This window comes from Kitasatospora sp. NPDC088346 (assembly GCF_044740765.1).
Taxonomy (GTDB): Bacteria; Actinomycetota; Actinomycetes; order Streptomycetales; family Streptomycetaceae; genus Kitasatospora.
Map to the genome: position 1 here is coordinate 1 of NZ_JBIURH010000072.1, position 25,395 is coordinate 25,395.

Consider the following 25,395-nt stretch of genomic DNA (forward strand, 5'->3'; position numbering starts at 1 on the left):
CCTGGCACCTCACCCCCGCCAGCGCATAACCAGAAGGGGCCGCCCGGCCCGCAGCCAGACAGCCCCTCAGCAAGATCTTCACGAGCCTTCTAGGTCCCGAGAAGGGTGAGGACGGCGAGCACCCGGCGGTGCCGGGCGTCGTCCGGCGGCAGGCCGAGCTTGGCGAAGATGCTGCCGATGTGCTTCTCCACCGCGCTGGTGGTGATCACCAGCCGTCGGGAGAGGGCGCTGTTGGAGTGGCCCTCCGCCATCAGCGCCAGGATCTCCCGCTCGCGTGCGGTCAGCGCCGCGACGAGGCCGTCCCGCCGCCGCCCGGCCAGCAGTTGGGCGACGACCTGGGGATCGAGCACGGTCCCGCCGCGGGCGACCCGGACCAGCGCGTCCAGGAACTCGTCGATCCGGGCGACCCGGTCCTTGAGGAGGTACCCGACCGCGCCGGAACCGTCCGCGAGCAGGTCACCGGCGTACGACGCTTCGACGTACTGGCTGAGCATCAGCACCGGTGTGCCGGGGACCTCCGAGCGGGCGGCGACCGCCGCGCGCAGGCCCTCGTCCGTGTGGGTCGGCGGCATCCGCACGTCGACGACCGACACGTCCGGCCGGTGTGCCGCGACGGCCGCCACCAGGGCGGGCCCGTCCCCGACCGCGGCCACCACCTGGTGACCGTCCTCGACCAGCAGCCGCACCAGGCCCTCGCGCAGCAGGACCGAGTCGTCGGCCACGACGATCCGCAGCGGAGGTCGGGCCGTGCCGTCCGGCGAGCGTTCCGGTGGGGCGTCCGGCGCGGCCCCGTGCGGGATCAGCACGGCAGTACGGCGGTGACGGTGGTCGGGCCGCCGGAGGGGCTGCTGATCAGCAGCCGTCCGCCGACCGCGTGCAGCCGGTCCTCCAGCCCGCGGAGGCCGTGGCCCCTGTCGGGTGCCGCGCCGCCCACTCCGTCGTCCGTCACCCAGACCGTCAAGGTTCCCCCACCGTGCCGTAGTCCGATCGCGCAGCGGTGCGCGTGGCTGTGCTTGGCCACGTTGGTCAGGCACTCCGCGACCACGAAATAGGCGGCCGTCTCGACGGCGGCGTCCAGCCGGCCGGCCGGCGCGGCGCCGTCGAGCTCGGTGGGGACGGTGGAGCGCGCGGCCAGGGAGGTGAGCGCTGCGGACAGGCCGCGGTCGACCAGGACCGGCGGGGCGATCCCGCGCGAGAGCGCCCGCAACTCCGCCAGCGCCTCCCGGGTCTGGACGACCGCGTCGGCGAGCGCCACCCGGACGGTTTCCGGCCTGCTGTCCAAGTACCGTTGGGCGCGGCCGAGTTCCATCGCCAGCCGGACCAGGCGCTGCTGGGGCCCGTCGTGCAGGTCGCGTTCGAGCCGGCGCAGCGCGGCCGCCTCCGCGGTCGCCGCGGCGACGGTCCGGGCCCGGGCGTCGGCCCGCAGCAGGACCTGTCCGAGTCCGGCCTGCACGGCGGTGCAGCCCCTGGTCGCCAGTGGCAGGGTGGCCAGCAGCAGGAGACCGACGGCGGTCCCGAAGACGGCCCGCCCGGCCGGTGACGACAGCCCGAGGCTCACGGCGATGTGGGACCGCTCGTCGCCCGCGGTCAGCGACAGCGGCCGCAGCGGCCCGGGGGCCGTGGACCGGTAGCGCAGGGCGCAGGTGGCGGCGGCGAGGCCGACGAACCACCACAGCGCCGTCACCACCGAGGTGACCACGGCGACCGGGAGCACCAGCACCGCGTGCGCCGCCTCCCGCCACGGCCGGTGACCGGCCGCGGACGCCTCCGCCGCCGCTCCGGCCGTCGGCGCTCGCAGCCCGGCGATGCGCCTCCGCTCCAGGTCGGCGAACCACCGGGCCGGCGCCAGCGCCCGCGCCACGAGCGGTGAGCCACCGGGCAGCAGCAGCGCCCCCATCGCGAGGAGCGCACCGCCGAGGACCGGGAGGAGCCCGGCCGCGGCCGTGAGCGGGGCGGTCACCAGGTAGAGCGACCGCGCGAGGGTGCGACGGGCCGTACGGGCGGGCGCCGTGCGGGCGAAGGGCCCCGTGGCCGGCCACCGGCGGCCCCGGACGGCGGGGGAGAGCGACGTGGTCATGGCTCCCACGCTAGACCGGCCGGACCGGATCGGACCTGATTCCGCGTCAGGCGCAGACCGCCACCGATGCGACTCTGCGTAACCGCCGGCGTCCCAACTCGGCTGCCAGGCAGCCGCGATGCCGGTCGGGCCCACTGGTGGACAGGGCGGAGGGCGCGATCCACGATGGTAGTAACCGGACCGGTCGGGCCGGAACCCGCCTGCGACCGCGCATCCGTCACCGGCCGGTGCCCTGACGCGAGCGGGCGAGCGGGCGGGGGAGTGTCGTCCGCCCGCCGACCTTCCTGGAGTGGTCATGGTGATACCCGTTCCCACCAGTGACATCACAAACCCGCGGCACCTGTTCGTCCCGTACCGGACGGCGGACGGCGGCAGCGGACTGCAGATCGTCCACACCGGGACCATGGCGCTCGACGCCGGCAGCGACGGTGGGGCGGGGGGCGACGACCTCGTGACCTCGTTCGTGCCCTACGGCAACTCGGGCTCCGGAGGCCTGCCCACGGCCGGATCGGTTCAGGACTTCAACGGACTGCGTGCGGCCGCGGTGGTGACGGGCTCGCTCGCCGGGATCAGAGTCGCGTCGGCCGACGCGAGGGCGTTCATCGAGGTCTCGACGGCGGTGTTCGGCATCCAGCCCAACCTGACGGGTACCGCGGGCGAGCCCCTGTGCCTCTTCATCGGGCTGCGGGTGAGCACCAGGCACGCCCACATCGGCAGGCTCTCCTACCAGGCGACCGTCACGGTGGCGGCCGAACCCGGCGACGAGAACGGCGCCGACATCCTGCAGCACATCCCGGACCTGATCCCGGCCGGGGACCCGCACGGCTCGATGGTGGGGACCACCCACATCGTCCCCGACTTCCCCGGGTTCTGAGCAGCCGCGGACGGTCGCCGAGCACGCGCACGGGCCCGCGTGGGTGCCCGGTGGGCCTTCCGTGCTGACGGGCCATCGAATGGCGCAGGCCCGGCAGCCGACCGTTCGCCCAGGACGGGACACCCGTGGACCACCCCCGTCCCGGCCCCGGGGTCAAGGGCTTCCAGCTGGTGTCCGGAGGGCGCGAGCACACCATCGCCCTGCTCGGCGACAACACCGTGCGCTCCTGGGGCAACAACGGCCTCCGGCCGGCTGCCGCACGACGGCGGCGACCCCGCGCCGGTGTGCGCGGGCCAGGGCAGCACGGGCCGGCACGGGCCGGTCCCGCCTCCGCCGGACCGGAGGCCGACGCTCCTACGGTGTGAGGGCGACGGGACGCGTGACGCGCAGACCGGGCGGGCACCCACGGCCAGGGCGAGAGGCGGGCGTGTGAACGGCGAGGACGAGGCACGGCGGGAACGGCGGCACACCCGGCCGCCGGGCATGACCGATGCGACGGTCGAGGCCCTGGGGCTGCTGTCCGAGGCGTTGGAGGCGACGGAGCGGGCGCGGGGCCGGCTGTACGACTTCCACCAGCTGACCGGCGGTGCGGACCGGACCGTCGGCGACGCGGTGCGGGCCCTGCGTGCGGCCGGGCACCGCGAGCAGGCCGACCTGGTGGAGCGACTGGTCCAGGGCGCCGACGTGCTGCCCGGCATGTGGACGTACGAGGTCGTCGAGGCCTACGACGACGGCTACCACCGGCGTTTCGTCGAGGTCGAGCGGCGGGTGCGCGAGGAGTTGGCGGGCGACCGCGACCACATCGCCGAGGCGGAGATGAAGGAGCGGCGGGAGACGCGCTGACCCCCGGCGGGGGCCGGGGGAGGCGTGCGCCGACCGCTCAGCCGCCGCCCATGCCGCCCTGGGCGGCGACCATGGTGCGGTTCAGCCCGGTGACGGTGCGGGCCAGGCCGGGGGCCCGCTCGGCGAGCCGGCCGGTGAGCGCGGTGACCTGCGCGGCGTGGGCCTTGCGGTCCTGGCGGGAGAGGACCAGCCGCAGGTGCCCGTGGGCGGCCAGCGCCGCGAGGACGGCGTCGGCGAACGGCACCTCGGCGGCCGGGGCGCCGCCGAGGACGAGTTCGGCGATCCGCGTCTGCAGGTCCAGGGCTTCGCGCGGTTCGTCCAGCGTCACCGTCCGGTGCGGTGCGACGGGGCCGTGCGGGGCGCGGTCCGCCATGGTCATCACGCCGAGCGCCGCGAGCCGCTCCTCGACGGCCTCCAGGGTGTCGTCGCGGTCGCGTCTGATCCAGGACGCCCAGGTACGGGACTTCCCGCCGAGCTCGACGAGCACCGTGTCCAGGACCTGGTCCCCGGTGGGGCCGGCGGAGGTGGCCCGGACCCGGCCCGCTCCGTCCTCGACGGCGGCACCCCGATGGGCGAGCTCGGCCAGCGTGGCGGCGCGCAGCAGGAAGCCCGCGCGGGTGCGGTCCTGGAGGGACTGGGTGCGGGTGTCGAAGGCCAGCAGGTAGGCGTCGAGATGCAGTCCTCGGGTCATGGAACCGACGATACGGCGCGCTCGACCGCCCGCCATCAGCCCACGGGACGGGTCGTCCTCCGCCTTCGGGAGCATCCCTTCGACCGCAGCCGGACGCGGGACCGCCGGTGCACCCGGACCGTTGACCGGCCGGTACCGGGTGCCGTTAGGGTGCGGGCATGGACATGCAGGCAGAGGTGGCGAGGCTGGTCGAGGAGGCCCAACAGCAGCTGGGCGAGGGGGTGTGGGACCTGACGCAGGGGGACCGCGCGCTGGCGCTCAAGACCGCGGCCGGCCTCGGGGAGGCCGTGGGTGCGCAGAGCGGCCGGGAGAGCACGGCCGCCATCGACCGGCTGGAGCACCTGCGTGAGGCGCTGGCCGTACTGGCGATCGCGCTGGCCGGTACCCACGGCCGCCTGGCGTGGTTCCTGGCCGGGGGCAGCGCGGCGCTCGCGCCGGTCCTGCACTGGCGGGCGCTGCCGGTCGGCGACGGGCCGTCCTTCAACACCGTCCTCCCGACTCCGCAGCAGTTCACGGAGGCGGAGGACGCGGTGCGGCGACTGGGTGCCCTGCTGGCCCGCCTCGGAGCCTGACGCGGAGCCGGGACGAACGGTCGTCGCGACGAACGGTGTCGTGGCCCTCCGGCGTCCTCGGGCGACGGCAGGGCGGCACCGCCGCGGTGACGGGACCCGGCGGGGATCCCCGCCGCGCCCGTCCGCTGCGCCGACCGGGTGAGGGTCGCCCACCGGCCGGCGGCAGCGCGCGCTCCCCGAAGACTCCCGCAGGCCGCCATCCGGGTGAACGCCTCGGCGACGCCGCGGCGGTGCTGCTCCCCGTCCGCACCGGGGCTCGCTCCGGGGCCGGGGAGCCCGACCGGCCCGCTGAGCGTGCCGGCGGGCACGGGCCCCTCCGGTCACCGGTCGGTCGGCCGACGGGGATCGGGCTGACGCGGCAGGGGGACGGGCCACGGCGGCAGGGTGGACGGCCGGAACGACAGTGCGGTCACGGGAGAACTCCTCGGCATCGGGCCGGCTCCTCGCAGAGAGAGGACCGGCATCTCGTCCGACTCTGCACGCCGCGCGGACCATCCGCACGGCCGGAACACCGGCGCCCGCGCCGCCGGTGCGCCCGCACGGCTGCCGATGGCGGGGACGGGCCGTCCGGCGGCCGCGGTGGGGCGGACTGGGCCCGGCGGCCCCGTTCACACCCGCCGCCCGCCGCCGCCCAGCTCGCCGGCCGCACACCGCACCGTCACTCCACGCCCGGCGTCAGGAGGACCAGCACGGAACGCAGTTGAAACCGGAGCTCCGCCGTCTCCTCCCGGGTGAGTGCCCGGCGGCCGGTGGCCGGAGCGGGCGCCGGTCGCCGCTTCTGGGCGGTGCGGCCGGTCTTGCAACGGCAGGACGGCCCGCAGAGACGGCGACCGCGCGGCGGCTGCTGCGAGGGGAGCGGGGCCCCGCAGGCGGGACACCCCCGTGTGCCGGTCCCGGCCCTCACCGCCCTTCGCCGTTCGGCGCGGAGTCGGTGGCGTGCTGCTGAGGCGCTCGATGGTGGATCATGCCTGCACAACGGCGCGACGCCGGACCTGGTGACGGCCGTGCGCGAGGTCCGTCCGCCGTCCTCGGCCGCCGACCAGGTCGACGACGTCGGGCTCGTCGTCGACCACGAGGATCCGCCAGGTCGGCTGCGCGCTGCGGACGCCACTCGCGCCGGCCCCGGGCGATGAGAAAGCCGTGAGATCCCGCACCCCCCTCCTTCCCCCCTCACACGCCGCTGACCTGCGACGGAACCCGTTCTCATGACGCCCTCAGGGGCCCGGACCCCGAGACAGCGGAGAGGTTCCGGTGTCAGGGTTGGCCTCCTCGGCGGCACCCCGGCCGCCCGAGTCCGGGAGGAGCGCCGTCATGGCCGCCATCGCCCCGCCGCACCCGGCCGGCAGTTCCCGCCGGGCGCGCCGCGCGCCGCGCCGGTTCCCGGTCGCCACCGTGCCCGCCGTCGTGCTCGCCGCGATCGCGCTCGGCGCGCTGGGCGTCCTCGCCGTCTGGTGGCAGGGCACCGGCTCGGTCATCGGCGCCGCCGGCTGGCTGACCGGCGCGGGCCGGATCACCGGTCTGCTGGCCGGCTACGCCGCGCCCGTCCTGCTGTTGCTGATGGCCCGGATCCCGGCCCTGGAACGGGAGGTCGGCGCGGACCGGTTGGCCCGCTGGCACGCCTTCGGCGGCCGCTATCTGGTCTCGCTGGTCACCGTGCACGTGCTGACGATCGTCTGGGGCTACGCGCTGACCGACGGTCGCGGGCCGCTCGCCGAGGGCGTGGACATCGTGTTCCACCAGCCCGAAATGATCAAGGCCTCGCTGGGCACCCTGCTGTTCCTCGGCACCGGCGCCGTCTCCGCCCGAGCCGCCCGCCGCCGGATGCCGTACGAGCTCTGGTACTACCTCCACCTGGCCACCTACCTCGCCGTGGCCCTGGCCTTCGGCCACCAGATCGCGACCGGCGCGGACCTCGGCGACGGGCCGGCCCGGCTCGCCTGGTACGCGCTGTACCTGGGCACCGCCGCGGCGCTCGGCTGGTACCGGCTGGCCGTGCCGTGGCTGCGCGACCGGCGGCACCGGTTGCGGGTGGTGGAGGTCCGTCCGGAGGCGCCGGGGGTGGTCTCGGTGTTCCTGACCGGCCGCCGCCTGACCGAACTGCGGGCGGAGCCGGGCCAGTTCTTCCGGCTGCAGTTCCAGGCGCCCGGACTGCGCTGGGCGGCCAATCCGTACTCGCTCTCCGCGCCGCCGCACCCGGACTTCCTGCGCTTCACGGTGAAGGACCTCGGATCGCACAGTGCCGCGGTCGCCGCGTTGCGGCCCGGCACCCCGGTGCGCGCCGAGGGCCCGTACGGAGCGTTCACCGCGCGGCTGCACCGGCAGCCCAGGGTGCCGCTGCTCGGCGCGGGCGTCGGGATCACCCCGCTGCGGGCGCTGTTCGAGACACTGCCAGGGGACGTGACGCTGGTGCAGCGGGCCCGCAGGCCCGAGGACCTGCTGTTCACCGCCGAGCTGGCGGCGGTCGCCGCCCGGCGCGGCGGTCGGGTGCACGCGCTGACCGGCTCCCGCGCGGAGGTCGGCGACCTCCGGGAAGCGCTGCGCCGGCTCGTCCCGGACCTGGCCGGCCACGAGGTCTACCTGTGCGGGCCCGAGCCGATGGCCGAGGAGGCCGTCCGGGCGCTGCGGGCCGCCGGAGTGCGGTCCGACCGTATCCACCGCGAGTCGTTCGCCCTGTGAGGAGCACCGCCATGCGCCGAGCCGTCGTCACCGTCACCGCCACCGCGGCCGGGGTGATCCTGCTGCTGTCGCTGAAGCCGCACGGCAGCACCCCCGTCGCGGCGATCGGTTCGGGAGGCACCGCCGCCGACAACTCCGGGGGATCCACCTCGAGTTCCACCGCAGGATCCGCCGGGCAGGGAGGGGCGACGGACACCTCCACCGCGACCCGGTCCGTCACCGGCAGCGCCGTCGGGACCAGATACGGGCCCGTGCAGGTGAAGGTCACCCTCGCCGGATCGAGGATCACCGCCGTGGACGTGATCCAGTACCCGTCCGGCGACCACCGCGACCAGGAGATCAACAGCTACGCGCTGCCCGTCCTCAACCAGGAGGCGATCGCGGCGCAGAGCGCCGGGATCGACGTGGTCTCCGGGGCGACCTACACCAGTGACGGCTACATCCGCTCGCTGCAGAGCGCCCTCGACCGGGCGGGCCGGTGAGCAGCCGCCCGGCGGGCGCCGTCCGGCACGCCGAGCACGTGATGGGGACGGTCTTCTCGGTCACCGTGCGCGACCCGGGGCCGTGCACCGGCGCCGCGCTGGAGCAGGTCGTCGCCCGGCTGCACGCGATCGACGCGGTCTTCTCGCCCTACCGCGCGGACAGCGACATCAGCCGCCTCGACCGCGGCGAGGCCGCCGTCGAGGACTGCCACCCCGACGTGGCCCGGGTGCTGGCCCGCTGCCGGGAGACCGCCGGACGCACCGGCGGCTGGTTCACCGAACGCCCCGCCGGGCGGCTCGACCCCAGCGGCTGGGTCAAGGGCTGGGCGGTCGAGGAGGCCTGCCGACGCCCTGGCCGGCGAACCTGTCCTTCGGCTTGGAGACCCAGACCTGGGCACCCAGCGGGCCCGCCTCGTCGGCCGCCCGCTGCATGGCGTCCGCCAGCACCGCGGCGGTGCCGGTGAGCCAGCCGGTCGACGCCTCGGACAGACCGGTGTCGGGGAGACCGGGGACCGCGGGCGCGGGGGCACGGGTGTCGAGGCCGCGCGCAGGGCCAGGGCCAGGACGGACTGGTCGGCGAGCCGGTCGAGGTTCAGGTCCAGCAGGTCCTCGATGTGCCTGAGGCGCGCCGACGGATCAGGGTCGGCCGCGGCGCACCCGTGGTGTCGGGGCGGTAGAGGTAGCCGGGCAGGGTGGTGCCCTCGTAGGGGATGCCGACCGGCTCGATCCGCGGGGTGTGGAGCGCGGCCGCGGCACGGAAGCAGGCGACGCTGCGGTCGTAGGCGTGGCCGTGGCGGGGGTCGCAGGGGTGGCCGTGGAGGAAGAACTCGGCGGAGCGGTAGTAGTTGGAGGCCTGCAGGTATGCGTCCCGGGCGCTGACGGTGTGACCGGCGTCGAGGGCCCGTCGGGCCTGGTCGGCGACCCGGTCAGCGGTGGCGATCCTCTCGTCGTGTCAGCTGTCGTAGTCGCCGGACGCCATGCGCTCGCCGGTGGACACGACCTCGCCGAAATCCGCGCCGCCGTAGGCGATGTGGCTGAGCGAGCGCAGGGTGTCGTACCAGAACTGGGGGTTGTCGGGGAACAACAGGTGCTTCATGGCGGTCTCCTGGGAGGGGTGGGAACGACGAGCGGGGCAGGACGGGGCGCGGTGGGCGCAGGCGGGGCTGCGGTCGGCCCCGGCGCCGCGCGGCGCCGCGCCCCGGCGATCGGGTGGTCATGTGACGGATGGTCAGCGGGCGCTGCCGAGGTTGCGGTCGGCGTGGTTGCCTTCGAGCATGAGGGTGGTTTCCTCGATGCGGCGGAAGCGGCCGTCGGGGGCGTACTCGGCGAAGAGGTAGACCTCCATGCGGACGGTGGTGTTGTCGTTCTTGGTGATGGTCATGGTGTGGCGGTCGGCGTAGTGGTCGCCGTTCGCGAGTTCGTCGTGGACTTCGACGGTGCCGGTGGCGACGATGGTGCGCAGGTGGGCGATGTGGGCGAGGAACTCGGTGCGGTCGGCCCATTCGCCGTCGGTGCGCTGGCGGTAGTCGGGGGCGAAGTGGCGTTCGGCGGCGTCGTCGAGGCTGAGGCCGGGGGTGAGGAGGAGGTCGGTGAGGGCGGTGGTGATGTCGGTGCGGGTCATGGGGGTTCCTTCGGTCGGGTGTGGCGGGGTGTGTCGCGTTCGGTCGGTGTTGCGTGCCTTGAGCACGCTTATGACTGTAGCAGGAAAAGCGTGCGCTGAGCACGCTAATCTGCGGGGGTGAAGGAATCGACCGGACACGACATCGCCGCGGCCCTCGGACCGCTCCTGCGGCGCAGCACCCGCGCCAGCCTCTACGCCCACCTCACCGACGGACTGGGGGAGGCGCTCGACGAGCTCACCTACCCCGTCCTCAGCGGCCTGGCCCGCACCGGCCCGTGCAGCGCCGCCGACCTCGGCCGCGAGATCGACCTCGACCGCACCACCGTCACCCGCCGCGCCGACCGCCTCGAACGCGCCGGCCTCCTGCGGCGCGCGCCCGACCCCGCCGACCGACGCGCCACCCTGCTCACCCTCACCGCCGACGGCCACGCCGCCGTCACCGCCACCCGCCGACGCCTGGCGACCGCCATCGACGACGCCCTCACCACCTGGCCGCCCGCCGAGGCCCGCACCTTCGCCCGCCTCCTGCGCCGCTTCACCGACCGGGGCCCCTTCGCGGACCAGGACCCCTTCACGGACCGGGGCCCCACCACCCGCCGGGGTCCCTCCGCCCCCGGCGAGAACCGACCGGTTCCCCCGCGATCCGGCTCCCCGCAGGGCCGTACCGGGGTCGGCTAAGGTGGGCAGGTGGGGCGGGACGAAGGAGCTGCGGTGAGGACGGCGCACGGCGTGGCGACACTCGATCCGGTCGACGTGGGCGATCACGTCTGCTGGATGGTGAGCCCTGGCGAGGACACGGCCGGCCCGGTGAGAGCCTTCGTCGCGGACGGTGAGCTGTTCGGCGACCTGGTGCTGGTGCTCGGGGACGCGCAGGGAGCCACCAGTGCGCCCGAATCCTGGGAATCGCTGATCAGCGAGGTCAGTGAGGGTGCCGAACGCGCCAGCCGCCAGGGGTTCCGCGCCCTGCGGGTCCTCGCGGACCTCAGCGCACTGCCGCCCGACGACACCCGCCCGGAGATCCTGGCCCGGCACGAACTCCGGCTGGACGCCCTCGCCGCCGACAGTGGCGCGATCCTCGTGTGCGCATACGCCCGCCGGGCGCTGACCCCCGACGCCGCCCACCAGGCCGCCGGAGTGCACCCGCACCACCTCGGTCCGGCGTCGCTCGGTCCGGCGTTCCGCCTGTTCAGCTCCGCGTCGGACCGCTGGAGCGTCAGCGGAATCGTCGACACCGAGGGCGCGGACGCGTTCCGCACCGCGCTCGCGGAGGCGCTCTCGCTGCACCCGGTGCTGCACCTGGAGTGCGGGCGTCTGGAATTCATGGACAGCGCCGGTCTCACCGCGCTCGCCCTGGCCGCCCGCGGCCACTCCGGGCGCCGGATCGTGCTCCATCAGGCCAACGAGACCGTTCGTCGCAGCTGGTCGCTGCTCGGGTTCGAGAACCCGGAGATCCCTGTGGAGCTGAAGCCGTGAACGACTCCGCCACCGCCACCGCCCCGGCAACGGACAAGGGACTGCGCCACATCCTCTTCCCGTTCGCGGACGACGACCGTTTCCTCGCCGGCGCGCTGTCCTTCGTCGAGCACGCCGTGGGAGCCGGCGACCCGGTCGTCATCGCCGTCTCGGGCTCGCGCGAGCAGCTCATGCGCGAGGCGCTCACCGGTGCCGGTGCGGCCGGCCAGGTGTCCTTCCTCGACGCCGCCGAGCTGCGCCGCAACCCCGGCCGGCTCATCCCCGTCTGGCAGGCCTGGATCGGGAAGATCGCCCAGGACGGGCGTCCGGTCCGGGCCATCAGCGAGAACCAGTGGACCGGCCGGACGCCGGCCGAGTCCGCCGAACTGCGTTACCACGAATGGCTGTTGAACCGAGCCTTCGCCGAAGCGCCGGTCTGGTGGCTGCTCTGCCCGTTCGACACCGGCGCCGGCCACCCCGGGAGCACCCTCGACGCGCTGCAGCGCTGTCACCCGCTGGTGCTCGGCCAGGACGGACCGTCGCCCGAACCCGCGTACGCCGAGGGGCCCTACGCCTTCGAGCCCCTCAGCGACCCGTGCGACCCGGACGAGGCCCTGGCCTTCTCCACCGGTGGCCTCACCTTCGTGCGCGAGCGGGTCACCGCCTGCGCGGCACGCCACGGGCTGGCCGGCGACCGGTTGCGGGACCTGCTGCTCGCGGCCACCGAGGTGGCGGCCAACAGCATCAAGTACGCCGGAGGCGGAAGTCTGCGCACCTGGGGGGAGGACGGCCGGGTGATCTGCGAGTTCCGCGACAGCGGGTACCTCGCGGACCCGATGGCCGGCCGGATCATGCCGACCATGGACCAGGTCGGCGGGCGCGGCCTCTGGCTCGCGCAGCAGATGTGCGACCTCGTCCAGATCCGCAGCAGCCCGGAGAGCGGCACCGTGCTGCGGCTCACCATGGTCGCCGACGGTCTCTGAGCCGCGGGCCCACCCGCCGGGCGGTGTCCGGGCCGGACACCCGGCTCCCCGCCGCGGCTCGACCCGAGCGCCGACCCGGCCGCGGCCCGACCGGCCGTGGTGGTCGGAGCGTGTCTCCACCGTGCGCGCCCAGGCGCGGGACTCGGGCCGATACGCCGGCGACAGAAGGCGATGTGACGTCTTGACATACTTCTGCCGGTAGTACCCGCCGACCCGGGGGGACCGGACCGACCAGGGGATTCGAGTCATGAGTGACGAGGGGTTCGCCGCGCGCCTGCATGCTCTGCGCACGGGTGCAGGGCTCAGCCAGGAGAGGCTGGCGCAGGCCGCGGGGCTGAGCGTGCGGGCCCTCTCGGACCTGGAACGCGGACGCTCCCGGGGGCCGCAGCGCCGCACCGTCCAGGCCCTGGCCACCGCCCTGGAGCTGGACGACGCGGCCGCCGCCGAACTGGAACACGCCGCCGGCCTCGGCCGCCCCCGCCCCCACTCAGGAGTCGGGCCCGCAACCCCGCCGGAGACACCGCCTGCCCGGCACCACGCCCTCCAACTACCGCGCGACCTCGGCGACTTCACCGCCCGCAGCCTGCCCCTGGACCGGCTCCGTGCGTTGGTCGAACACCTCGACCCCGCGCACCCACCCGTGGCCGTGGTCAGCGGACAGCCCGGCCTGGGCAAGACCGCCTTCGCCGTCCACGCCGCCCACACCCTCGCCCCCCACTTCCCGCACGGCCAGTACGTCATCGACCTGCGCGGCACGGGCCCTCACCCCACCCCGCCGCGCGACGCGCTCGGCCGGCTCCTGCGCGCCCTCGGCACCGCCGACAGCGCCGTCCCCGCCACCACCGAGGACCGCAGCGGCCTCCTGCGCTCCCTTCTGCGCGACCGCCGGACCCTCCTCCTCCTGGACAACGCCGCCGACGAGAACCAGGTCCGCCCCCTGCTGCCCGGCCGCAGCCCCACCCTCACCCTCGTCACCGGCCGCAACACCCTGGCGGGCCTCGAAGCAGTCCACCGCCCCGAACTCACGCTGCTGCGCCGCGAGGAGGCCGTCGAACTCCTCACCCGCGTCATCGGTCCCGAACGGGTGCGCCGCGAGAGCCAGGCCGCCCGTGACCTCGCCGACCTGTGCGGCCACCTCCCCCTCGCCGTCCGCATCGCCGCACAACGCCTCGCCGCCCGCCCCGGCGAACACCTCGGCAAACTCGTAACCCAGCTCGCCGAGAGCACCACACGCCTGGACACCCTGCAAGCCGGCTCCTTGCAGGTCCGCGCCGCCTTCGCCCTGTCCTACCGGCAACTGCCCCCACCCACCCGCACCGTCTTCCGCCGCGCCTCGCTCGCCGCCGGCCCCGACTTCAGCCCCGAGAGCGCCGCCCTCCTGGCGGGACTGCCCCTGCGCCAGGCCGCCCGGTGCTTACAGGACCTCACCGACGCCGGGCTGCTCCAGCCCCACCCCACCGCCGACCGCTACCGCTTCCACGACCTCCTCCACCTCTTCGCCGCCGAACAACTCGCCGAGGAGGAGGAGCCCGCGCACACCACCGCCGCCCGGAACCGGGCCGACCTCTGGACACTGCACCGGGCGACGGCCGCAGCCCAGTTCTTCGACACCGCGCCCCATCCCGACACCAGCCCCAGCCCCGACCCCGATCCCGCCACCGCACCCGCCGACCTCGAACAGGCACGGGACTGGCTGGAGGCCGAGAAGGCCCAGTGGCTCGCCGCCCTGGGCCGCGCCCAGGCCCGCGGCCTGCACCAACAGGTCATCGACACCGCCGAGGCGATGCACTGGTTCTCCGACCGCACCCCGCACTGGGAAGCCTGGGCCCAGGTTTTCCGGTGGGCCGTCGACTCCGCCCGCGCCCTCGGCAGCAGGCACGACGAGGCCGTCCACCTCAACTACCTGGCCTGGGCCTACACCATGTGTCTCTACGACCACACCGCCGCCCTGACCACCGCACAGGCCGCGCTGGCCGCAGCGCGTGAGAGCGGCGACCAGCTCCAGGTCGGCTGGGCCATGGGCTACGCCGCCGGCGCGCTCCACCGGCTCGGACGCACCGGCGAGTCCATCACCTGGCTCCAGGAGGCCGCCGACCACCTCGGCAGGCAGACCGGCCCACAGAGCCGCCTCGCCGAACTCACCGTCCTCAACACCCTCGGCCAGCACCTGCGCCAGACCGGCCGTGCCGGGGAAGCCCTGACCATCCACCGACGCAGCGAAGCCATCTGCGAGGCCGGCGTCCCCGGGAAGCCGCGGGAACTGATCGGCCTCTACCTCGCCGTGACCCGCCAGCACATCGGCAACGACCTCGCCGCCCTCCACCGATGGCCCGAGGCGGAAGACCCCCTGAGCCACGCACTCACCCACTTCCAGACAGCGCAGATGCCCGCCTGGAGCGAACCGGCCCGCCTCGACCTCGGCATCGTCCTGCGCCACCTCATGCGCCACCACGAAGCCCGCGCGGCCCTGACCGCCGCACACGACGCGCTCGTCCGGCTCAACAACCCCCGCGCATCCGAAGCCGCCGACCACCTCCGCCAACTCGACCGGACGCGCGACGCCGCAGGCCACCCGACCGACTGAGGGGGCGAGTTCGGCTGGCGAACCGTGCCTCGTGCAGCGGCCACGGGGGATGGCCGGTCGGCAGGTGGACGATGCGGCCTCGTACCCGGCGAGTGCGAGGCCGAGCCCGAAGAATCCTCCGGGCTGCGAGCGGCGCCCGGTTCGTGGCGGTCGCAGCGTTGCCGCATCGGCCGGTCACCCCGGCCCGGTCACCGCAGGCACGGCCGGGCGCCGGGCGCTGACGGTGTGTCAGGGAGGTGTTTGCCCGCGGGCGCGTTCGGCGTCCAGCAGTTCGGGGAGGCCGGCCAGGCGCCGCATCCCGGCAACGGCCCGGGAGGTGCGGTGGTTGGCGGCGAGCAGGTCGCGGTGACGGTGGACGAAGGCCCAGTAGCCGGTGGTGAACGGGCAGGCCTGCGGGCCGAGGCGCTCGGTGGGTCGGTAGCGGCACGGCCGGCAGAAGTCGCTCATCCGGTTCAGGTAGGCGCCGCCGGCGGCGTAGGGCTTGGTGGTGATGCGGCCGCCGTCGGCGTACTGGGACATGCCGACGACGTTGGCGAGCATCACCCAGTCGTAGCCGTCGACGAAGCACCGGTGGAACCAGTCGGTCAGTTCGCGCGGTTCCCAGCCGTGTTGCAGGGCCCAGTTGCCGAGCACCATCAGCCGAGGGATGTGGTGGACCCAGCCGTGGTCCCGGACCTCCGCCAGGACACCCGCCAGACATCGGGCGCCGACGGCCTCGGCGTCCAGGTCGCGGAACCAGTCGGGGAGCGGTTCGCGGTGACCGAGGCGGTTGGCGTGGCGGTAGTCCTCCCCGAGGTACCAGTAGAGCTGCCAGACGTACTCGCGCCAGCCGGCGAGCTGCCGCACGAAGCCCTCGGCGCTGTTCAGCGGCACCCGGCCCGCCCGGTAGGCGGTCTCGGCGGCACGCACGCACTCGCCCGGATCGAGCAGTCCGAGGTTGAGCGGGACGGACAGGGCACTGTGGGCCATCCACGGGTCGGCGTGCAGCACGGCGTCCTCGAAGCGGCCGAAGTCGGCGAGGCGGTGGCCGACGAAGTGCGCGAGCGCCTGCTCGGCCTCGGGCCGGGTCGCAGCGAATCGGCGCGGACCGTCCCGGCCGACGAAACCGACCTCGCCGGCCCGCTCCCAGCGGTCGAGGTCGGCCCGGACCCGGTCGTCGATCTCGTCCTCCACCGGCTCGAACGGCGGTGGTAGCACCAGCGCGGCCGCTCCTGCGGGCGGTGGCTGCCGGTTGTCCCGGTCCAGGTTCCAGCGGCCCCCGACCGGCGTGCCGTCGGGTTCCAGCAGGAGGTGCTCGGCACGCCGCACCCGGTGGTAGAAGTCCTCCAGCAGCAGACGCCGCTCGCCGGGCTCGCCGGCCCAGCGGCGGAAGTCGGCGAAGGGGACGAGGAAGCCGCGCGGTGGCAGCACCGTGACCCGGGGCAGACCCTCGACCAGACGGAGCGCCGCCCGCGAGGTGGGGTGGCACACGGTCACCCGGCGCCGGCCCGCCGCCCGGGCCAGGCCCTCCCGGTAGCTGTCCGCCTGCACGTACCGCACCCGCTCACCGAGGGCCGCCGCGGCGTGTCGCATCGCCGACAGCACCAGATGGGCCTTGGCCCGGTGGAAACGCCGCCGGCGCAGCACCGAGCGGGCCTCGATCATCACGATCGGCGCGTCCGGGTCCGGCCCGTCCTCGCCCGGCGCCAGGAAGTGTGGGCCGAGCTGATCGCCGAAGACCCAGTGCGGGCACGGACCGCTCATGCCGGGCGTCCGGGGAGGACGGCCCGCCGGGTCCCGTCCCGGCGCGGGCGCGGCGGTGGTGCGCACGGCTGGGCGCGGGAGGTGGTCGACCGGCAGGTCGTCGTACGGTCCCATCGTCTGCTCCGTTCTCTGTCGGCCGGCCGGATCCGCGATGCACGGCCCTGTTCGGAGGGTCGGCCGCCCGGGCCGCCCCGACCAGTCGCAGCGGTGCCGCATCGTCTGCTCCGCCCGGTCGGCCGCTCGCCCGGGGCCGTGGCGCCGTACTCCGGCGCGGAGCGGTAAATCGCTGCACGAACGCTCCGACTGGGCCCGTGCCGTCGAATCGATGCACGGTGGCGCTGTGACCACGCTCGCCCGAACCCTTGTCGACACGTGCCCCACCGGCGGCCCCGGACCGCCGGCCGGGGAGCTGCGTCGCCTGGTGGCGCTCTCGGCGCGTGGCGACGAAGCCGCGTTCGAGCTGATCTACGACGCCGTGGCCGGGCCGGTCTACGGGGTCGCGCTGCGGACGTTGCGCAGCCCGGTCCATGCCGAGGAGGTCGTCCAGGAGGTCCTGTTCGAGGTGTGGCGTACCGCCGCGGCCTACCGGCCGGAGCGCGGGTCCGTGATGGCGTGGGTGCTGACCGTCGCACACCGCCGAGCGGTGGACCGCGTACGCTCCGCCCGGGCGGCCGCCGAACGTGACCACCGGGTGGCGTCCCGGGAGCCGGCGGCGGGCGATCCGCCGGACGTCGAGGCGGTGCGCTCGCTGGACCGGTTGCGGGTCAGGTCCGCGCTCGGCGGCCTGAGCGGCGTGCAGCGCGAGGCGGTGGTGCTGGCCTACTACGGGGGGTACTCGCAGCGGGAGATCGCGCGGCTGCTGGACGTGCCGCTGGGCACGGTCAAGAGCCGGATCCGCGACGGCCTGACCCGGCTCAGGGCCGCGTTCGCGTCCGACTCCGATCAGTCGCGGACGGGGGCGGTGCCGGCGGGGCCGGTGTCCGGACGAGCGCACGGGACGGGAGGAGAGCGATGACGGAGGAGGACCGGGCCGCGGAGCGGGTGTGGGACTACCCGCGTCCGCCGGAGGTCCGGGCGGCTCCCGGCCGCCTGGTCGAGGTGTGGTTCGGCGGGAGGCCGGTCGCGTCGACCAGGCGCGCCGTCCGGGTACTGGAGACGAGTCATCCGCCGGTGTACTACCTGCCGGCCGGTGACGTGGTCTCCGAACTGCTCGTACCGGCCGGGGGAGCGAGTCTCTGCGAGTGGAAGGGCCGGGCCCGCTACTGGGACCTGGAGGTCGGCCCACACCGGGCACGGCACGCGGCGTGGAGCTACCCGGAGCCGCTGCCCGGCTACCGGGAGCTCCGCGACATGGTGGCGTTCTACCCCGGAAGGGTGGACCGCTGCACGGTGGACGGCGAGACGGTGCGTGCCCAGGACGGCGACTTCTATGGCGGGTGGATCACCCGCGAGATCACCGGCCCCTTCAAGGGCGGCCCGGGTACCTCGGGCTGGTGAGCGCGGTGCCGAGACCCGTCGCACGGGCGCGTGTTCGCCGCCCGACGGTGCACGAAGCCCGACGGTGCGCGAACGCTGCGTTTGGACGGGAGGAGCGCGGGGCGCGAGCATGGAGTGGTCAACCGATCCGGCCTCCCGGTTCCGGCCGGAGCCCGATCCGCCGGCCCGGACACCGGGAACACCCCGACCGCGGGAGGACATCATGGCTCTCGACCGACGGCTTCCTCCCCACGAGGGTGCCGTGCCCGTGAGTCCTCCCACCGGGCCGCCCGAGTGCGGGGCGTCGACCTGTGCGGGGATCTCCGCCCCCGAGTCGGTCGAACTGCACACGGCCTGGCCGGGCTGGATTCCCCTGCCGGTGATCGCCACCGTCGTGGTGTGCTGCGCGGGCTTCGCGGTGGGACGGATCGCGGGATGGTGACCACCTCGGCGGGGCCCTACGCCGGGCCGCACGGCGGTGGCCCGGCCGGAGCGTCGGACCCCCTGGGGAACGCGGGCCTGCCGACCGGGGGCGTCGCCCGGCGGCTGGGCGTGTCACCCACCACCGTCCGCTCGTGGGAACGCCGTTACGGCATCGGCCCCGCCCATCGGGAGGCCGGGCACCATCGCCGCTGGAGCCCGCAGGACATCGCCGTCCTGGAGGCCATGTGCCACCTCACGGCCCGGGGGGTGCCGCCGGGCGAAGCCGCCCGGGCCGCGCTCGCCGAACGCGCCACGGCGCACGGCGACGGCAGCCCGCCGCTCGCCCCCCGCCGGCCCGGAACGGCCGGTCCGGGCGGAAGCCGGGTCCTGCGCGTCGGGACGGTGCGCCCCGAGTGCCGCGGCCTGGCCCGGGCGGCGGTACGGCTCGACGCGCCGGAGGTCGTCAGGATCCTGCGCGACGTGGTCGGGGCACTCGGGGTGATCGACGCCTGGACGGAGGTCATGATGCCGGCTCTGCGTGCCGCGGGCCGCAAGTGGGCGGCCGACGGCGAGCAGTACGTCGAGGTCGAGCACATGCTCTCGTGGCACGTCTCCAGCGTCCTGCGCGGCGTGGCGGTGGAGGCCGTCACCGTCAGGCCCGCCCGCCCCGTTCTCCTGGCGGCGACGCCCGGCGAACAGCACACCCTGCCGCTCGAAGCCACGGCCGCGGCGCTGACCGAGCGTGCCCTCCCCTTCCGGATGCTGGGCGCGGCCGTACCGCCCCGGGCCCTGCTCGACGCCGTCCACCGACTCGGCCCGGGCGCCGTGATGGTCTGGTCCCAGGACCGGCCCACCGCGGACCGTGGGCTGCTGCGCCAGGTGGGCGGGAGCATGTGGGGTCCGCGGGGTTCCCGCAGCCGGGCGCTGGTGGTGGCGGCCGGCCCCGGCTGGGCCCGGACCCCGCCCCCGGCGGGCACCGCCGGTCCCCGGACCCTCGCCGGCGCCGTCGACCTCCTCGAACGGGCGGTCACGGGCTGAGGCCAGTTCCTCCCCGTACCGCGTCGGCGGCTCGCCGCCCCCGGCTCCGCCGAGCTCCCCCGTGCGCGATCACGCGCCCGCTCGTCTGCCGCCGGTGGGTTCTGCCGGCCGGTCAGCTGCGTGCGGGGCCGGTCGGCGCGTCCTCGGACAGGGCCTCCAGGAGCTGGGGTTCCGCCGCCGCCAGCAGGTAGCCGAGGTGGGTCCGGTTGCGGGCGCCCAACTGCTGCATCATCTTGGCGATGTGGGTACGGCAGGTGCGCTCGCCGATGCCCAGCCGCCGGGCGATCGCGCTGTCCTTGTCCTCGGTCAGCATCAGCCGGGCGATGGAGCGCTGCATCGCGGAGGAGATCGACTTGTCGGTCCGGCTCTCGTGCGCGGAGGTGAAGGGCAGGGCGGAGGCCCAGACCCGCTCGAAGGAGTCGGCCAGGAAGGCGACCACGGCCGGATGCCGGATCAGAACCGCGCCGGCGTCGTTCTCCACGTCGGGAATGAAGGCCGTCCGGCGGTCGACAATCAGGAGTCGCCGGAAGAACTCGTCGAGTGTCCGCACCTCGCTGCCGAGAGCGGTGACCCGCTCGACGTACGCCTGGGTGGGTCCGCTGAACCGGGCGCTGTGCTGGTAGATGGTCTGCATCCGCACGCCTCGGGCGAGCATCGCGGTGTCCCGGGGCAGCGCCTGTTCCAGCACCTCCGGCGTGCGCGGTCCGCCGGGCTGGGCGGTGAGCACCTCGCGCTCGCAGGAGCGGGCGGCCACCTCCAGCGCGCTCGTGATCTCTCGTGGGTCGGTGAGCAGCACCAGGGCTTGGGTGCCGAGCCGGCTGCCCGCCACCGACTCGTGGATCCGCTGCAACGGGTCGAGCCGGGAGCGAAGTTCCTGGAGTGCGCGTCCGAGGGCCGCCGCCTGGTCCTGCAACGGCGCGATGACCTGCGACTCGGCCAGCAGGGGGCTGGCCGCGGTGAGCACGTCGGGCCGTCCCGGTGTGGGGTGCAGCAGGTGGAGGGCCAGCAGCTGCTCGACGGCGGCGGCAGCCGTCCCGGGAACGGTCTCCGGAAGTCGCCTTAACTCGTCGGCGGGTACCGGGCCGTTCAGCAGGGCGTGTTCGTAGACCCGCGCCCGGGCGTCTCCAACGTCTCGGCATGTTCACCGATTGCCTGGTACATCCCTTTTGTCCCTGCTTCCGTATTCTGCACTGCACCATCCGGCCCCTCGAATGTGCCTGATCATCTTCACAGAAGGCGCAGACTTGAGGAGGGCCGGCAGGCGGACGCGAGAACCGCGACGAAGCCGGGAGCCTGCACAAAAGCACAGCTAGGGGAGCACCAATGGGCGTTTTCAAGTCGTGGGTTGTACGGATCGCGGCGGCAACAGTGGTGCTGGGGGGCACACTTGTGATGATCGATGGACAGGCCGGAGCCGGCCGGCACGGTTCGTACGTCGCGCAGGGCGACACCGACGGGACCCATCCGGAGGACCCGGAGGTGGCGATCCCCGACACCGGATGGGGACGCGGCATGACTCCGCAGCCCCCCAAGGTGACGCCGCCGGACACCGGTTGGGGCGTGGCCGCCACCGGCACCCGGGCCGTCAGCCGGACCGTCTGACCGCCGCACCCGTATCGCCCGCCGGCCCGTGACGAGATCCCGGCACTGGCCTACGACGCCACCGGGGTCGACCTCCACGAGTGCGTGGTCCGGCAGACCGTCGGCGAGGACGTGCTGCCCGGCATCCGGGCCACGCTCGCCGAGCAGCGGCCGGCCCGCAGCTCGGCGATCTGGTTCGCCGCCGCGCCCGCCGCCGGTGTGGTCACCGAGATCGGCGGCCTCGACGAGGCGCGGACGGTCGACGGGGTGACGGAGGTACAGCTGCTGGTCCGGCCGGGGACGGCGTGCGGCGCACTGGAGTCCTCCGATTCCCGCCTCGCCTACGCCCGAGCCGTCGCACCCGACGCGGACCGGGCCGTGGCGGCCGCCCGCGCGGCCACGGCCCGGCTGGAGTTCCACCCTGCGGGTACGGGCCGGGGAGACACCGCGCGCGCCGTGGTCCGGCGCCGGGAAATCGATGCACGACAGCTGCGGCTGGCGGCTGCCGGGCGGTGCCGGACGCTGGGAGGGAGGAGTGCCGTCGATGCGGAGGTGGCCGGATGTCCGACAGCACGCTGACTCCCGAGGACATGGCGATGGTCCGCGAGTTCGTGGACATCCCGCCGGGCGTCGCGGTCGACCGGATGGACGTGCAGAGGGCCCGCCTGGCCCGGTCGGTGGGCGGGCGGTTCCGCAAGGTGGCCCAGGGGCTGTACGAGATCATCACCCATGCCCCCAACGCTCCGTCGCGCAGCCCGCAGGACACGCAGACGTGGCCGGGGAACGGCCGGTGACGCGGCCCGGCCGGTCAGGTCAGGCGCTGAGCGTCCGCGGCGACCCGGCGCGGAGCGTATCGTCGCCCTCCCTCGGCCCTGTTTGAGTGGATCTCGGTGTCCGGGTCCGTCGCCAGCATCCGGGGAACCCCTCGAACACCGGTCTCCACCCCCGCCGGGATTCCGTCCGTCTCGCCCCCACGAGCCCCTCCCACCATGGCTCGGGTGGCGGGTCGTGCCCCACCGGTCCGGTGGCCCCGGTGTCGTCCGCGGGAACAACTGTGCAGGTCGGCGGCCTCCTTAGGGCCGGCCCCGGCGGCGCGGGGGAACCCGGTGAAGGCCACCGGCCGGTGCGCCGGACGGCCCCGTTTCCAGGTGTGCGGGTGCCTCGCCCGGTCTGGCATAGTCCGGTCCACCCGCGGCCGAACGGTGGCCGCGACGAAAAGAAGGCGAGATCGGTATGGACGTGTCCACCATCGGGCTGTTCCTGGTCGTACTTCTCGTAACGGCCGGACTGCCGCTGGTGATGCTGACCAGAATGATCCGCCGCGTCCAACTGGCGCGCCTGACGGTGCGCCAGGGACTGCAGGCTCAAGGGCGCCTGATACAGGTCGCCAGCACGCTCAGGGTGACCCCGCACGGCGGGCAGACCAGCCGATCCTGCGTCGTCGAGTTCGCCACGGCGGACGGCCAGGCGGTGCGCTTCGCCGAACCCGCGTCGGCGACCGCGATCGAAGGCGACGTGGTCACCGTCTACTACCTGCCGGAATGCCCGGAGCGGGCAACGACCGTCACGGCCCAGTGGGGCACCGGCAACCTGCAGTTGGGCTTCATCGCCGTGGTGTGCTGCCTGCTGGTCGGGTTCCTCGCCGCGGCGGAGGCGTCGGTCTTCGGGGTCCTCTGAGCCGGGGCGGCGAGGCGGACGTCCCGGAGGTCACCGGGGTGGCACCTGCCCGCCCCCCTGGAGGACGACCTCGACGCGGTGGCGTCGGAGGAGTTCCAGGACGCTCTCGACGGACGGGTCGGACGGCCCGGGGCCGGAGACGTGTTCCGTGAGCAGGTTCTGCTGGGCGCCGCCCCAGCCGTGCAGGACCAGGGTGAAGGGCGGTGCGGCACCGAAGCCGCCGTACAGGCAGTCGTCGAGCGCGTGGAGGTCCTTCCCGAAGTAGCCGCCGGGGCCGGAGACGGCCTCGCCGATCGCGCAGTGGAGGCCGGGGAGGTCGGTGACGAACCTGCCGTCGAGGTGGAACGTGCCGCCGGACCGGTCCTCGGACCGTCCACCGATCCGGCGCCCGGCCGTCTGGTCGAAGGCGAGCCGCAGCCACTCCCGTCTGCCGTCCGGGCCGTACTGCGCCCAGTGGTTCACACGCCGGGGGGCCTGCTCGTACCAGGCGTCCCGGACCGGCCGGGCCGCCGGCGAAGGGGGGTCCGGCACACCTCTCGCCAGGGTGATGTCGATGAGTCCGGCGCCGACGGACGACGCCCGTGCCCCGGTGATGTGCAGGGGCAGTTCGTGACGGGACATCGGCCGCCCCGATCGGTCGAGGGCCCAGAGCTGCACCTCGTGGGCCGTCCCGGTGTCGTCGAGAGCCACACGCAGCGGCTCCCTCGGCGCGCACCCGGTCAGTTCCATCGGGACGACCGGTGGCTCCGGGCGCCGGACCCCGAACAGGCCGCTGATCCGGATGCAGGTCCCCAACTCCTCGTCACTGCCGTTGCGGAGCACGAGGAGGGGCCGTACGGGCAGCCGGCCCGGGCCCCAGCCCGGCTCCTGCACCGTGGCTTCGACGACGAGGTCGACGAGTGCGGCATCAGCTGTGGAGGGGGCGTGGCCGGTGACGACCACGTCGGACAGCCCCCACCACTCCGTGACGCTCTCCGGCTGCTCGGCGTTGCGGACGTCCAGGAACAGATCACCCAGGGGGACGTCACCGGTTCCGGCCGGGGGCGGTAGGTCCAGCAGTGGGCCCGCCGGTGCCATCCCGTGGAAGACCAGGCGTTCCCTGAGCGGGGGCGGGGGATCGACGAACAGCCCGGTCACGCCCGCGCACAGTCCCCACAGTTCGTCATGGCCCCCGTCGCCGACCAGGGCGTACGTCGCCGGGATCGCCCACTCCCAGCTGAAGGTGCTCTGCACTCCGCCTCCCGTTCCTGTTCCGAGGTCACCTGATGGATCGTCAAAAATATTCTGGTAAGGCGGTGTTGTCGGACACCGCCGATCCGGCCGTCGGCCTCACGGCCTGCCGGTGGACAGCCGGACCTTGACGGTGCCGCCGGCCGGGATCGTGTCCGACGCGGGCTCCTGCCTCGCCACCCGCCCGGTGGGCGCGGCCGCGTCCTGGATGTCCCCGGCCTCCTCCGGGCTCAGACCGGCGACCTCCGTGCAGATGTGCGCCTGGGACGCGGCCCTGCCTCTGAAGTCGGGCGCGGAAACCCTGCCGTGCGTCTCGTCCACCTCGCAGTCGGCGAGGTCGACCGTGGCCCGGGGATCACCGCCCGTCGAGACCCGGACGGTGACGGTGCCGCCGGGCTTCGGGCCCGCGGTAGACCGTCGGTTCGTGTCCGACCACGGTGTCCTTCGCCCTGGGGAGCACCTCGGTCGTCCCGACGCCCATGGTCACGCCTCTCTCGCGGCCGTGCGTGTTCCGCCGCAGCTGCAGTGCGCCGTTCCGTCGGCCCCCGACGACCGCCCGGGGCCGGTGTTCTGTCGTGCCGTCAGAGTCGCGGGCCGCCGTCCGGTGGGGCTCACCGTGGTGCATGCCGCGTCCGGATGTCAACTAGTTTCCATTCTGGAAACTAGTTGCTACCGTGCGAACGGCATTCGGCCACGAACCCGGAAGGCGCACACCACCTTGGACGAGGACCACATGACGCCCGAGGAGGCTCTGCTACAGGCGGCACGGGTCTCCGGACGCACCGAGCAGGCAGCCCAACGGCTGCGCCGCAGAAAGCTGCTGACGACCGGAGCGGTCACGGCCCTGTGCACCCTCCTCACCGGATGGGCCACCCGGGCACTGGACGCCGGCCCGTGGGTGTGGTTCCTGCTGTACGCGGCCCTGACCCTGCTCCTGCGGGCGTGGATCCTCCGTCAACCGCTGCGGTCACAGCCCTCCCGCACCGTGCTGGCCGCCCTGGTCATCGGTCAGGCGGTCGTGTTCGGCCTGGCCGCCGCGGCAACCGAGGGCCCCTGGTGGTCCTGGCCCGTGGCCGCCCTGGCGCAGCTCGCCCTGTACGTCCTCGCCGCCCGGCGGGACGCCCGGTGATCGGGTCGGAACGCGGCCCGCGCCGCCCGGCGGCCTCCACGACGGCCTCCACGACGGCCCCCACGACGGCCGATCCGGAAGACCGCCCCTTCCGCCCGGCCAGTCCCGCGGAACCGGCGCCGGCCCATCCCCGGCAGCAGCTCGACAGCGTGATCCACTCACCGGTCAGACTGTCCATCGTCGCCTGCCTGGCCAGGGTGGACCAGGCCGAGTTCGGCTTCGTCCGCGAGACGACGGTTCTCC

At 74.6% G+C, this 25,395-nt stretch carries 30 protein-coding genes; 20 read left to right on the plus strand and 10 right to left on the minus strand.

Annotation, left to right across the window (positions count from 1 at the left end; genetic code table 11):
* Positions 1 to 89: 89 nt before the first annotated feature.
* Together ACIOFR_RS38845 and ACIOFR_RS38850 are read right to left on the minus strand one after the other, a co-directional pair.
* Positions 90 to 734 (minus strand): response regulator, encoded by a 645-nt coding sequence (locus tag ACIOFR_RS38845; RefSeq protein WP_401005084.1) that lies wholly within the window; start codon positions 732 to 734, stop codon positions 90 to 92.
* Between the two features lie 65 nt (positions 735 to 799).
* Complete coding sequence (locus ACIOFR_RS38850; RefSeq protein WP_401005036.1) at positions 800 to 2,077, minus strand: sensor histidine kinase; 1,278 nt, start codon at positions 2,075 to 2,077, stop codon at positions 800 to 802.
* 295 nt (positions 2,078 to 2,372) lie between these two features.
* On the opposite strand from ACIOFR_RS38850, the gene ACIOFR_RS38855 reads away from it, so the two are divergent.
* The 3 genes from ACIOFR_RS38855 to ACIOFR_RS38865 all read left to right on the plus strand — a co-directional run bounded on the left by ACIOFR_RS38855 (position 2,373) and on the right by ACIOFR_RS38865 (position 3,794).
* Entirely contained in the window at positions 2,373 to 2,951 is a 579-nt protein-coding gene (locus tag ACIOFR_RS38855) for a hypothetical protein (protein ID WP_401005038.1), read from the plus strand.
* 170 nt (positions 2,952 to 3,121) lie between these two features.
* Positions 3,122 to 3,316 carry an RCC1-like domain-containing protein gene (locus tag ACIOFR_RS38860; protein ID WP_401005086.1) on the plus strand — a complete coding sequence of 65 codons (195 nt, stop codon included), beginning with the start codon at positions 3,122 to 3,124 and terminating at the stop codon, positions 3,314 to 3,316.
* Between the two features lie 118 nt (positions 3,317 to 3,434).
* Entirely contained in the window at positions 3,435 to 3,794 is a 360-nt protein-coding gene (locus ACIOFR_RS38865) for a hypothetical protein (protein WP_401005039.1), read from the plus strand.
* A 37-nt stretch (positions 3,795 to 3,831) separates the two neighbouring features.
* On the opposite strand, the gene ACIOFR_RS38870 is transcribed toward ACIOFR_RS38865, so the two are convergent.
* Positions 3,832 to 4,485, minus strand: coding sequence for a GPP34 family phosphoprotein (locus ACIOFR_RS38870; protein ID WP_401005041.1), 654 nt, complete (start codon positions 4,483 to 4,485; stop codon positions 3,832 to 3,834).
* A gap of 158 nt (positions 4,486 to 4,643) precedes the next feature.
* On the opposite strand from ACIOFR_RS38870, the gene ACIOFR_RS38875 reads away from it, so the two are divergent.
* Complete coding sequence (locus ACIOFR_RS38875) at positions 4,644 to 5,057, plus strand: hypothetical protein (protein ID WP_401005043.1); 414 nt, start codon at positions 4,644 to 4,646, stop codon at positions 5,055 to 5,057.
* Between the two features lie 962 nt (positions 5,058 to 6,019).
* On the opposite strand, the gene ACIOFR_RS38880 is transcribed toward ACIOFR_RS38875, so the two are convergent.
* A complete protein-coding gene (locus ACIOFR_RS38880; protein ID WP_401005045.1) occupies positions 6,020 to 6,211 on the minus strand; it encodes a hypothetical protein in 192 nt (63 codons plus the stop codon).
* A 157-nt stretch (positions 6,212 to 6,368) separates the two neighbouring features.
* Between ACIOFR_RS38880 and ACIOFR_RS38885 the strand changes: the two genes are divergently transcribed.
* Genes ACIOFR_RS38885 through ACIOFR_RS38895 form a run of 3 tightly spaced genes read left to right on the plus strand, consistent with a single transcriptional unit; the run spans position 6,369 to position 8,679 of the window.
* Positions 6,369 to 7,733, plus strand: coding sequence for a ferric reductase-like transmembrane domain-containing protein (locus ACIOFR_RS38885; protein WP_401005047.1), 1,365 nt, complete (start codon positions 6,369 to 6,371; stop codon positions 7,731 to 7,733).
* A gap of 11 nt (positions 7,734 to 7,744) precedes the next feature.
* A complete protein-coding gene (locus ACIOFR_RS38890) occupies positions 7,745 to 8,215 on the plus strand; it encodes an FMN-binding protein (RefSeq protein WP_401005049.1) in 471 nt (156 codons plus the stop codon).
* Positions 8,212 to 8,679, plus strand: a complete 468-nt coding sequence (locus tag ACIOFR_RS38895; RefSeq protein ID WP_401005051.1) for an FAD:protein FMN transferase — start codon at positions 8,212 to 8,214, stop codon at positions 8,677 to 8,679. The genes ACIOFR_RS38890 and ACIOFR_RS38895 overlap by 4 nt, the downstream gene beginning before the upstream one ends.
* Positions 8,680 to 9,167: 488 nt before the next feature.
* Here the strand turns inward: ACIOFR_RS38895 and ACIOFR_RS38900 are convergent, their stop codons facing one another.
* Positions 9,168 to 9,311: a hypothetical protein gene (locus ACIOFR_RS38900; protein ID WP_401005053.1), complete on the minus strand. Its 144-nt coding sequence runs from the start codon at positions 9,309 to 9,311 to the stop codon at positions 9,168 to 9,170.
* A 132-nt stretch (positions 9,312 to 9,443) separates the two neighbouring features.
* Positions 9,444 to 9,836: a nuclear transport factor 2 family protein gene (locus ACIOFR_RS38905; RefSeq protein ID WP_401005055.1), complete on the minus strand. Its 393-nt coding sequence runs from the start codon at positions 9,834 to 9,836 to the stop codon at positions 9,444 to 9,446.
* 117 nt (positions 9,837 to 9,953) lie between these two features.
* Between ACIOFR_RS38905 and ACIOFR_RS38910 the strand changes: the two genes are divergently transcribed.
* The 4 genes from ACIOFR_RS38910 to ACIOFR_RS38925 all read left to right on the plus strand — a co-directional run bounded on the left by ACIOFR_RS38910 (position 9,954) and on the right by ACIOFR_RS38925 (position 14,855).
* Positions 9,954 to 10,514 carry a MarR family winged helix-turn-helix transcriptional regulator gene (locus tag ACIOFR_RS38910; protein WP_401005057.1) on the plus strand — a complete coding sequence of 187 codons (561 nt, stop codon included), beginning with the start codon at positions 9,954 to 9,956 and terminating at the stop codon, positions 10,512 to 10,514.
* Positions 10,515 to 10,547: 33 nt separating this feature from the next.
* Positions 10,548 to 11,309, plus strand: coding sequence for an MEDS domain-containing protein (locus tag ACIOFR_RS38915; RefSeq protein ID WP_401005059.1), 762 nt, complete (start codon positions 10,548 to 10,550; stop codon positions 11,307 to 11,309).
* Entirely contained in the window at positions 11,306 to 12,271 is a 966-nt protein-coding gene (locus ACIOFR_RS38920; RefSeq protein ID WP_401005061.1) for an anti-sigma factor RsbA family regulatory protein, read from the plus strand. The genes ACIOFR_RS38915 and ACIOFR_RS38920 overlap by 4 nt, the downstream gene beginning before the upstream one ends.
* 247 nt (positions 12,272 to 12,518) lie before the next feature.
* Positions 12,519 to 14,855, plus strand: a complete 2,337-nt coding sequence (locus ACIOFR_RS38925; protein WP_401005062.1) for a helix-turn-helix domain-containing protein — start codon at positions 12,519 to 12,521, stop codon at positions 14,853 to 14,855.
* 228 nt (positions 14,856 to 15,083) lie between these two features.
* Here ACIOFR_RS38925 and ACIOFR_RS38930 read toward each other — a convergent pair whose 3' ends face one another.
* Positions 15,084 to 16,598: a cryptochrome/photolyase family protein gene (locus tag ACIOFR_RS38930; protein ID WP_401005087.1), complete on the minus strand. Its 1,515-nt coding sequence runs from the start codon at positions 16,596 to 16,598 to the stop codon at positions 15,084 to 15,086.
* Between the two features lie 340 nt (positions 16,599 to 16,938).
* Between ACIOFR_RS38930 and ACIOFR_RS38935 the strand changes: the two genes are divergently transcribed.
* From ACIOFR_RS38935 to ACIOFR_RS38950, 4 genes are all read left to right on the plus strand, one after another.
* On the plus strand, positions 16,939 to 17,613 hold the full coding sequence (locus tag ACIOFR_RS38935) for a sigma-70 family RNA polymerase sigma factor (protein ID WP_401005063.1): 675 nt from the start codon (positions 16,939 to 16,941) through the stop codon (positions 17,611 to 17,613).
* The gene (locus ACIOFR_RS38940; protein WP_401005064.1) at positions 17,610 to 18,095 is read left to right on the plus strand and encodes a DUF427 domain-containing protein; all 486 of its coding nucleotides are present in this window, start codon (positions 17,610 to 17,612) and stop codon (positions 18,093 to 18,095) included. Before ACIOFR_RS38935 ends, ACIOFR_RS38940 begins: the two co-directional genes overlap by 4 nt.
* 247 nt (positions 18,096 to 18,342) lie before the next feature.
* The gene (locus tag ACIOFR_RS38945; RefSeq protein ID WP_401005066.1) at positions 18,343 to 18,516 is read left to right on the plus strand and encodes a hypothetical protein; all 174 of its coding nucleotides are present in this window, start codon (positions 18,343 to 18,345) and stop codon (positions 18,514 to 18,516) included.
* Complete coding sequence (locus tag ACIOFR_RS38950) at positions 18,510 to 19,535, plus strand: MerR family transcriptional regulator (RefSeq protein WP_401005067.1); 1,026 nt, start codon at positions 18,510 to 18,512, stop codon at positions 19,533 to 19,535. The genes ACIOFR_RS38945 and ACIOFR_RS38950 overlap by 7 nt, the downstream gene beginning before the upstream one ends.
* A gap of 112 nt (positions 19,536 to 19,647) precedes the next feature.
* On the opposite strand, the gene ACIOFR_RS38955 is transcribed toward ACIOFR_RS38950, so the two are convergent.
* Complete coding sequence (locus ACIOFR_RS38955) at positions 19,648 to 20,499, minus strand: LuxR C-terminal-related transcriptional regulator (protein ID WP_401005069.1); 852 nt, start codon at positions 20,497 to 20,499, stop codon at positions 19,648 to 19,650.
* 428 nt (positions 20,500 to 20,927) lie between these two features.
* On the opposite strand from ACIOFR_RS38955, the gene ACIOFR_RS38960 reads away from it, so the two are divergent.
* From ACIOFR_RS38960 to ACIOFR_RS38975, 4 genes are all read left to right on the plus strand, one after another.
* Complete coding sequence (locus tag ACIOFR_RS38960) at positions 20,928 to 21,137, plus strand: hypothetical protein (RefSeq protein WP_401005071.1); 210 nt, start codon at positions 20,928 to 20,930, stop codon at positions 21,135 to 21,137.
* Positions 21,138 to 21,221: 84 nt separating this feature from the next.
* Positions 21,222 to 21,695, plus strand: a complete 474-nt coding sequence (locus ACIOFR_RS38965) for a hypothetical protein (protein ID WP_401005073.1) — start codon at positions 21,222 to 21,224, stop codon at positions 21,693 to 21,695.
* Positions 21,677 to 21,910, plus strand: a complete 234-nt coding sequence (locus tag ACIOFR_RS38970; RefSeq protein WP_401005075.1) for a hypothetical protein — start codon at positions 21,677 to 21,679, stop codon at positions 21,908 to 21,910. Before ACIOFR_RS38965 ends, ACIOFR_RS38970 begins: the two co-directional genes overlap by 19 nt.
* A 439-nt stretch (positions 21,911 to 22,349) precedes the next feature.
* Positions 22,350 to 22,793, plus strand: a complete 444-nt coding sequence (locus ACIOFR_RS38975) for a DUF3592 domain-containing protein (RefSeq protein ID WP_401005077.1) — start codon at positions 22,350 to 22,352, stop codon at positions 22,791 to 22,793.
* Positions 22,794 to 22,823: 30 nt separating this feature from the next.
* On the opposite strand, the gene ACIOFR_RS38980 is transcribed toward ACIOFR_RS38975, so the two are convergent.
* Positions 22,824 to 24,026 carry a barstar family protein gene (locus tag ACIOFR_RS38980; RefSeq protein ID WP_401005079.1) on the minus strand — a complete coding sequence of 401 codons (1,203 nt, stop codon included), beginning with the start codon at positions 24,024 to 24,026 and terminating at the stop codon, positions 22,824 to 22,826.
* 96 nt (positions 24,027 to 24,122) lie between these two features.
* A complete protein-coding gene (locus ACIOFR_RS38985) occupies positions 24,123 to 24,344 on the minus strand; it encodes a PASTA domain-containing protein (RefSeq protein WP_401005081.1) in 222 nt (73 codons plus the stop codon).
* A 397-nt stretch (positions 24,345 to 24,741) separates the two neighbouring features.
* Here ACIOFR_RS38985 and ACIOFR_RS38990 point away from each other — a divergent pair, with 397 nt between their 5' ends.
* On the plus strand, positions 24,742 to 25,152 hold the full coding sequence (locus ACIOFR_RS38990) for a hypothetical protein (RefSeq protein ID WP_401005083.1): 411 nt from the start codon (positions 24,742 to 24,744) through the stop codon (positions 25,150 to 25,152).
* Positions 25,153 to 25,395: the final 243 nt, after the last annotated feature.

Coding starts and splice junctions, on each gene's coding strand:
- ACIOFR_RS38850 (WP_401005036.1), bottom strand. CDS start 2,077: ATGACCACGTCGCTCTCCCCCGCCGTCCGGGGCCGCCGGTGGCCGGCC.
- ACIOFR_RS38855 (WP_401005038.1), top strand. CDS start 2,373: ATGGTGATACCCGTTCCCACCAGTGACATCACAAACCCGCGGCACCTG.
- ACIOFR_RS38865 (WP_401005039.1), top strand. CDS start 3,435: ATGACCGATGCGACGGTCGAGGCCCTGGGGCTGCTGTCCGAGGCGTTG.
- ACIOFR_RS38870 (WP_401005041.1), bottom strand. CDS start 4,485: ATGACCCGAGGACTGCATCTCGACGCCTACCTGCTGGCCTTCGACACC.
- ACIOFR_RS38875 (WP_401005043.1), top strand. CDS start 4,644: ATGGACATGCAGGCAGAGGTGGCGAGGCTGGTCGAGGAGGCCCAACAG.
- ACIOFR_RS38885 (WP_401005047.1), top strand. CDS start 6,369: ATGGCCGCCATCGCCCCGCCGCACCCGGCCGGCAGTTCCCGCCGGGCG.
- ACIOFR_RS38890 (WP_401005049.1), top strand. CDS start 7,745: ATGCGCCGAGCCGTCGTCACCGTCACCGCCACCGCGGCCGGGGTGATC.
- ACIOFR_RS38900 (WP_401005053.1), bottom strand. CDS start 9,311: ATGAAGCACCTGTTGTTCCCCGACAACCCCCAGTTCTGGTACGACACC.
- ACIOFR_RS38905 (WP_401005055.1), bottom strand. CDS start 9,836: ATGACCCGCACCGACATCACCACCGCCCTCACCGACCTCCTCCTCACC.
- ACIOFR_RS38925 (WP_401005062.1), top strand. CDS start 12,519: ATGAGTGACGAGGGGTTCGCCGCGCGCCTGCATGCTCTGCGCACGGGT.
- ACIOFR_RS38930 (WP_401005087.1), bottom strand. CDS start 16,598: ATGAGCGGTCCGTGCCCGCACTGGGTCTTCGGCGATCAGCTCGGCCCA.
- ACIOFR_RS38940 (WP_401005064.1), top strand. CDS start 17,610: ATGACGGAGGAGGACCGGGCCGCGGAGCGGGTGTGGGACTACCCGCGT.
- ACIOFR_RS38950 (WP_401005067.1), top strand. CDS start 18,510: ATGGTGACCACCTCGGCGGGGCCCTACGCCGGGCCGCACGGCGGTGGC.
- ACIOFR_RS38960 (WP_401005071.1), top strand. CDS start 20,928: ATGATCGATGGACAGGCCGGAGCCGGCCGGCACGGTTCGTACGTCGCG.
- ACIOFR_RS38970 (WP_401005075.1), top strand. CDS start 21,677: ATGTCCGACAGCACGCTGACTCCCGAGGACATGGCGATGGTCCGCGAG.
- ACIOFR_RS38975 (WP_401005077.1), top strand. CDS start 22,350: ATGGACGTGTCCACCATCGGGCTGTTCCTGGTCGTACTTCTCGTAACG.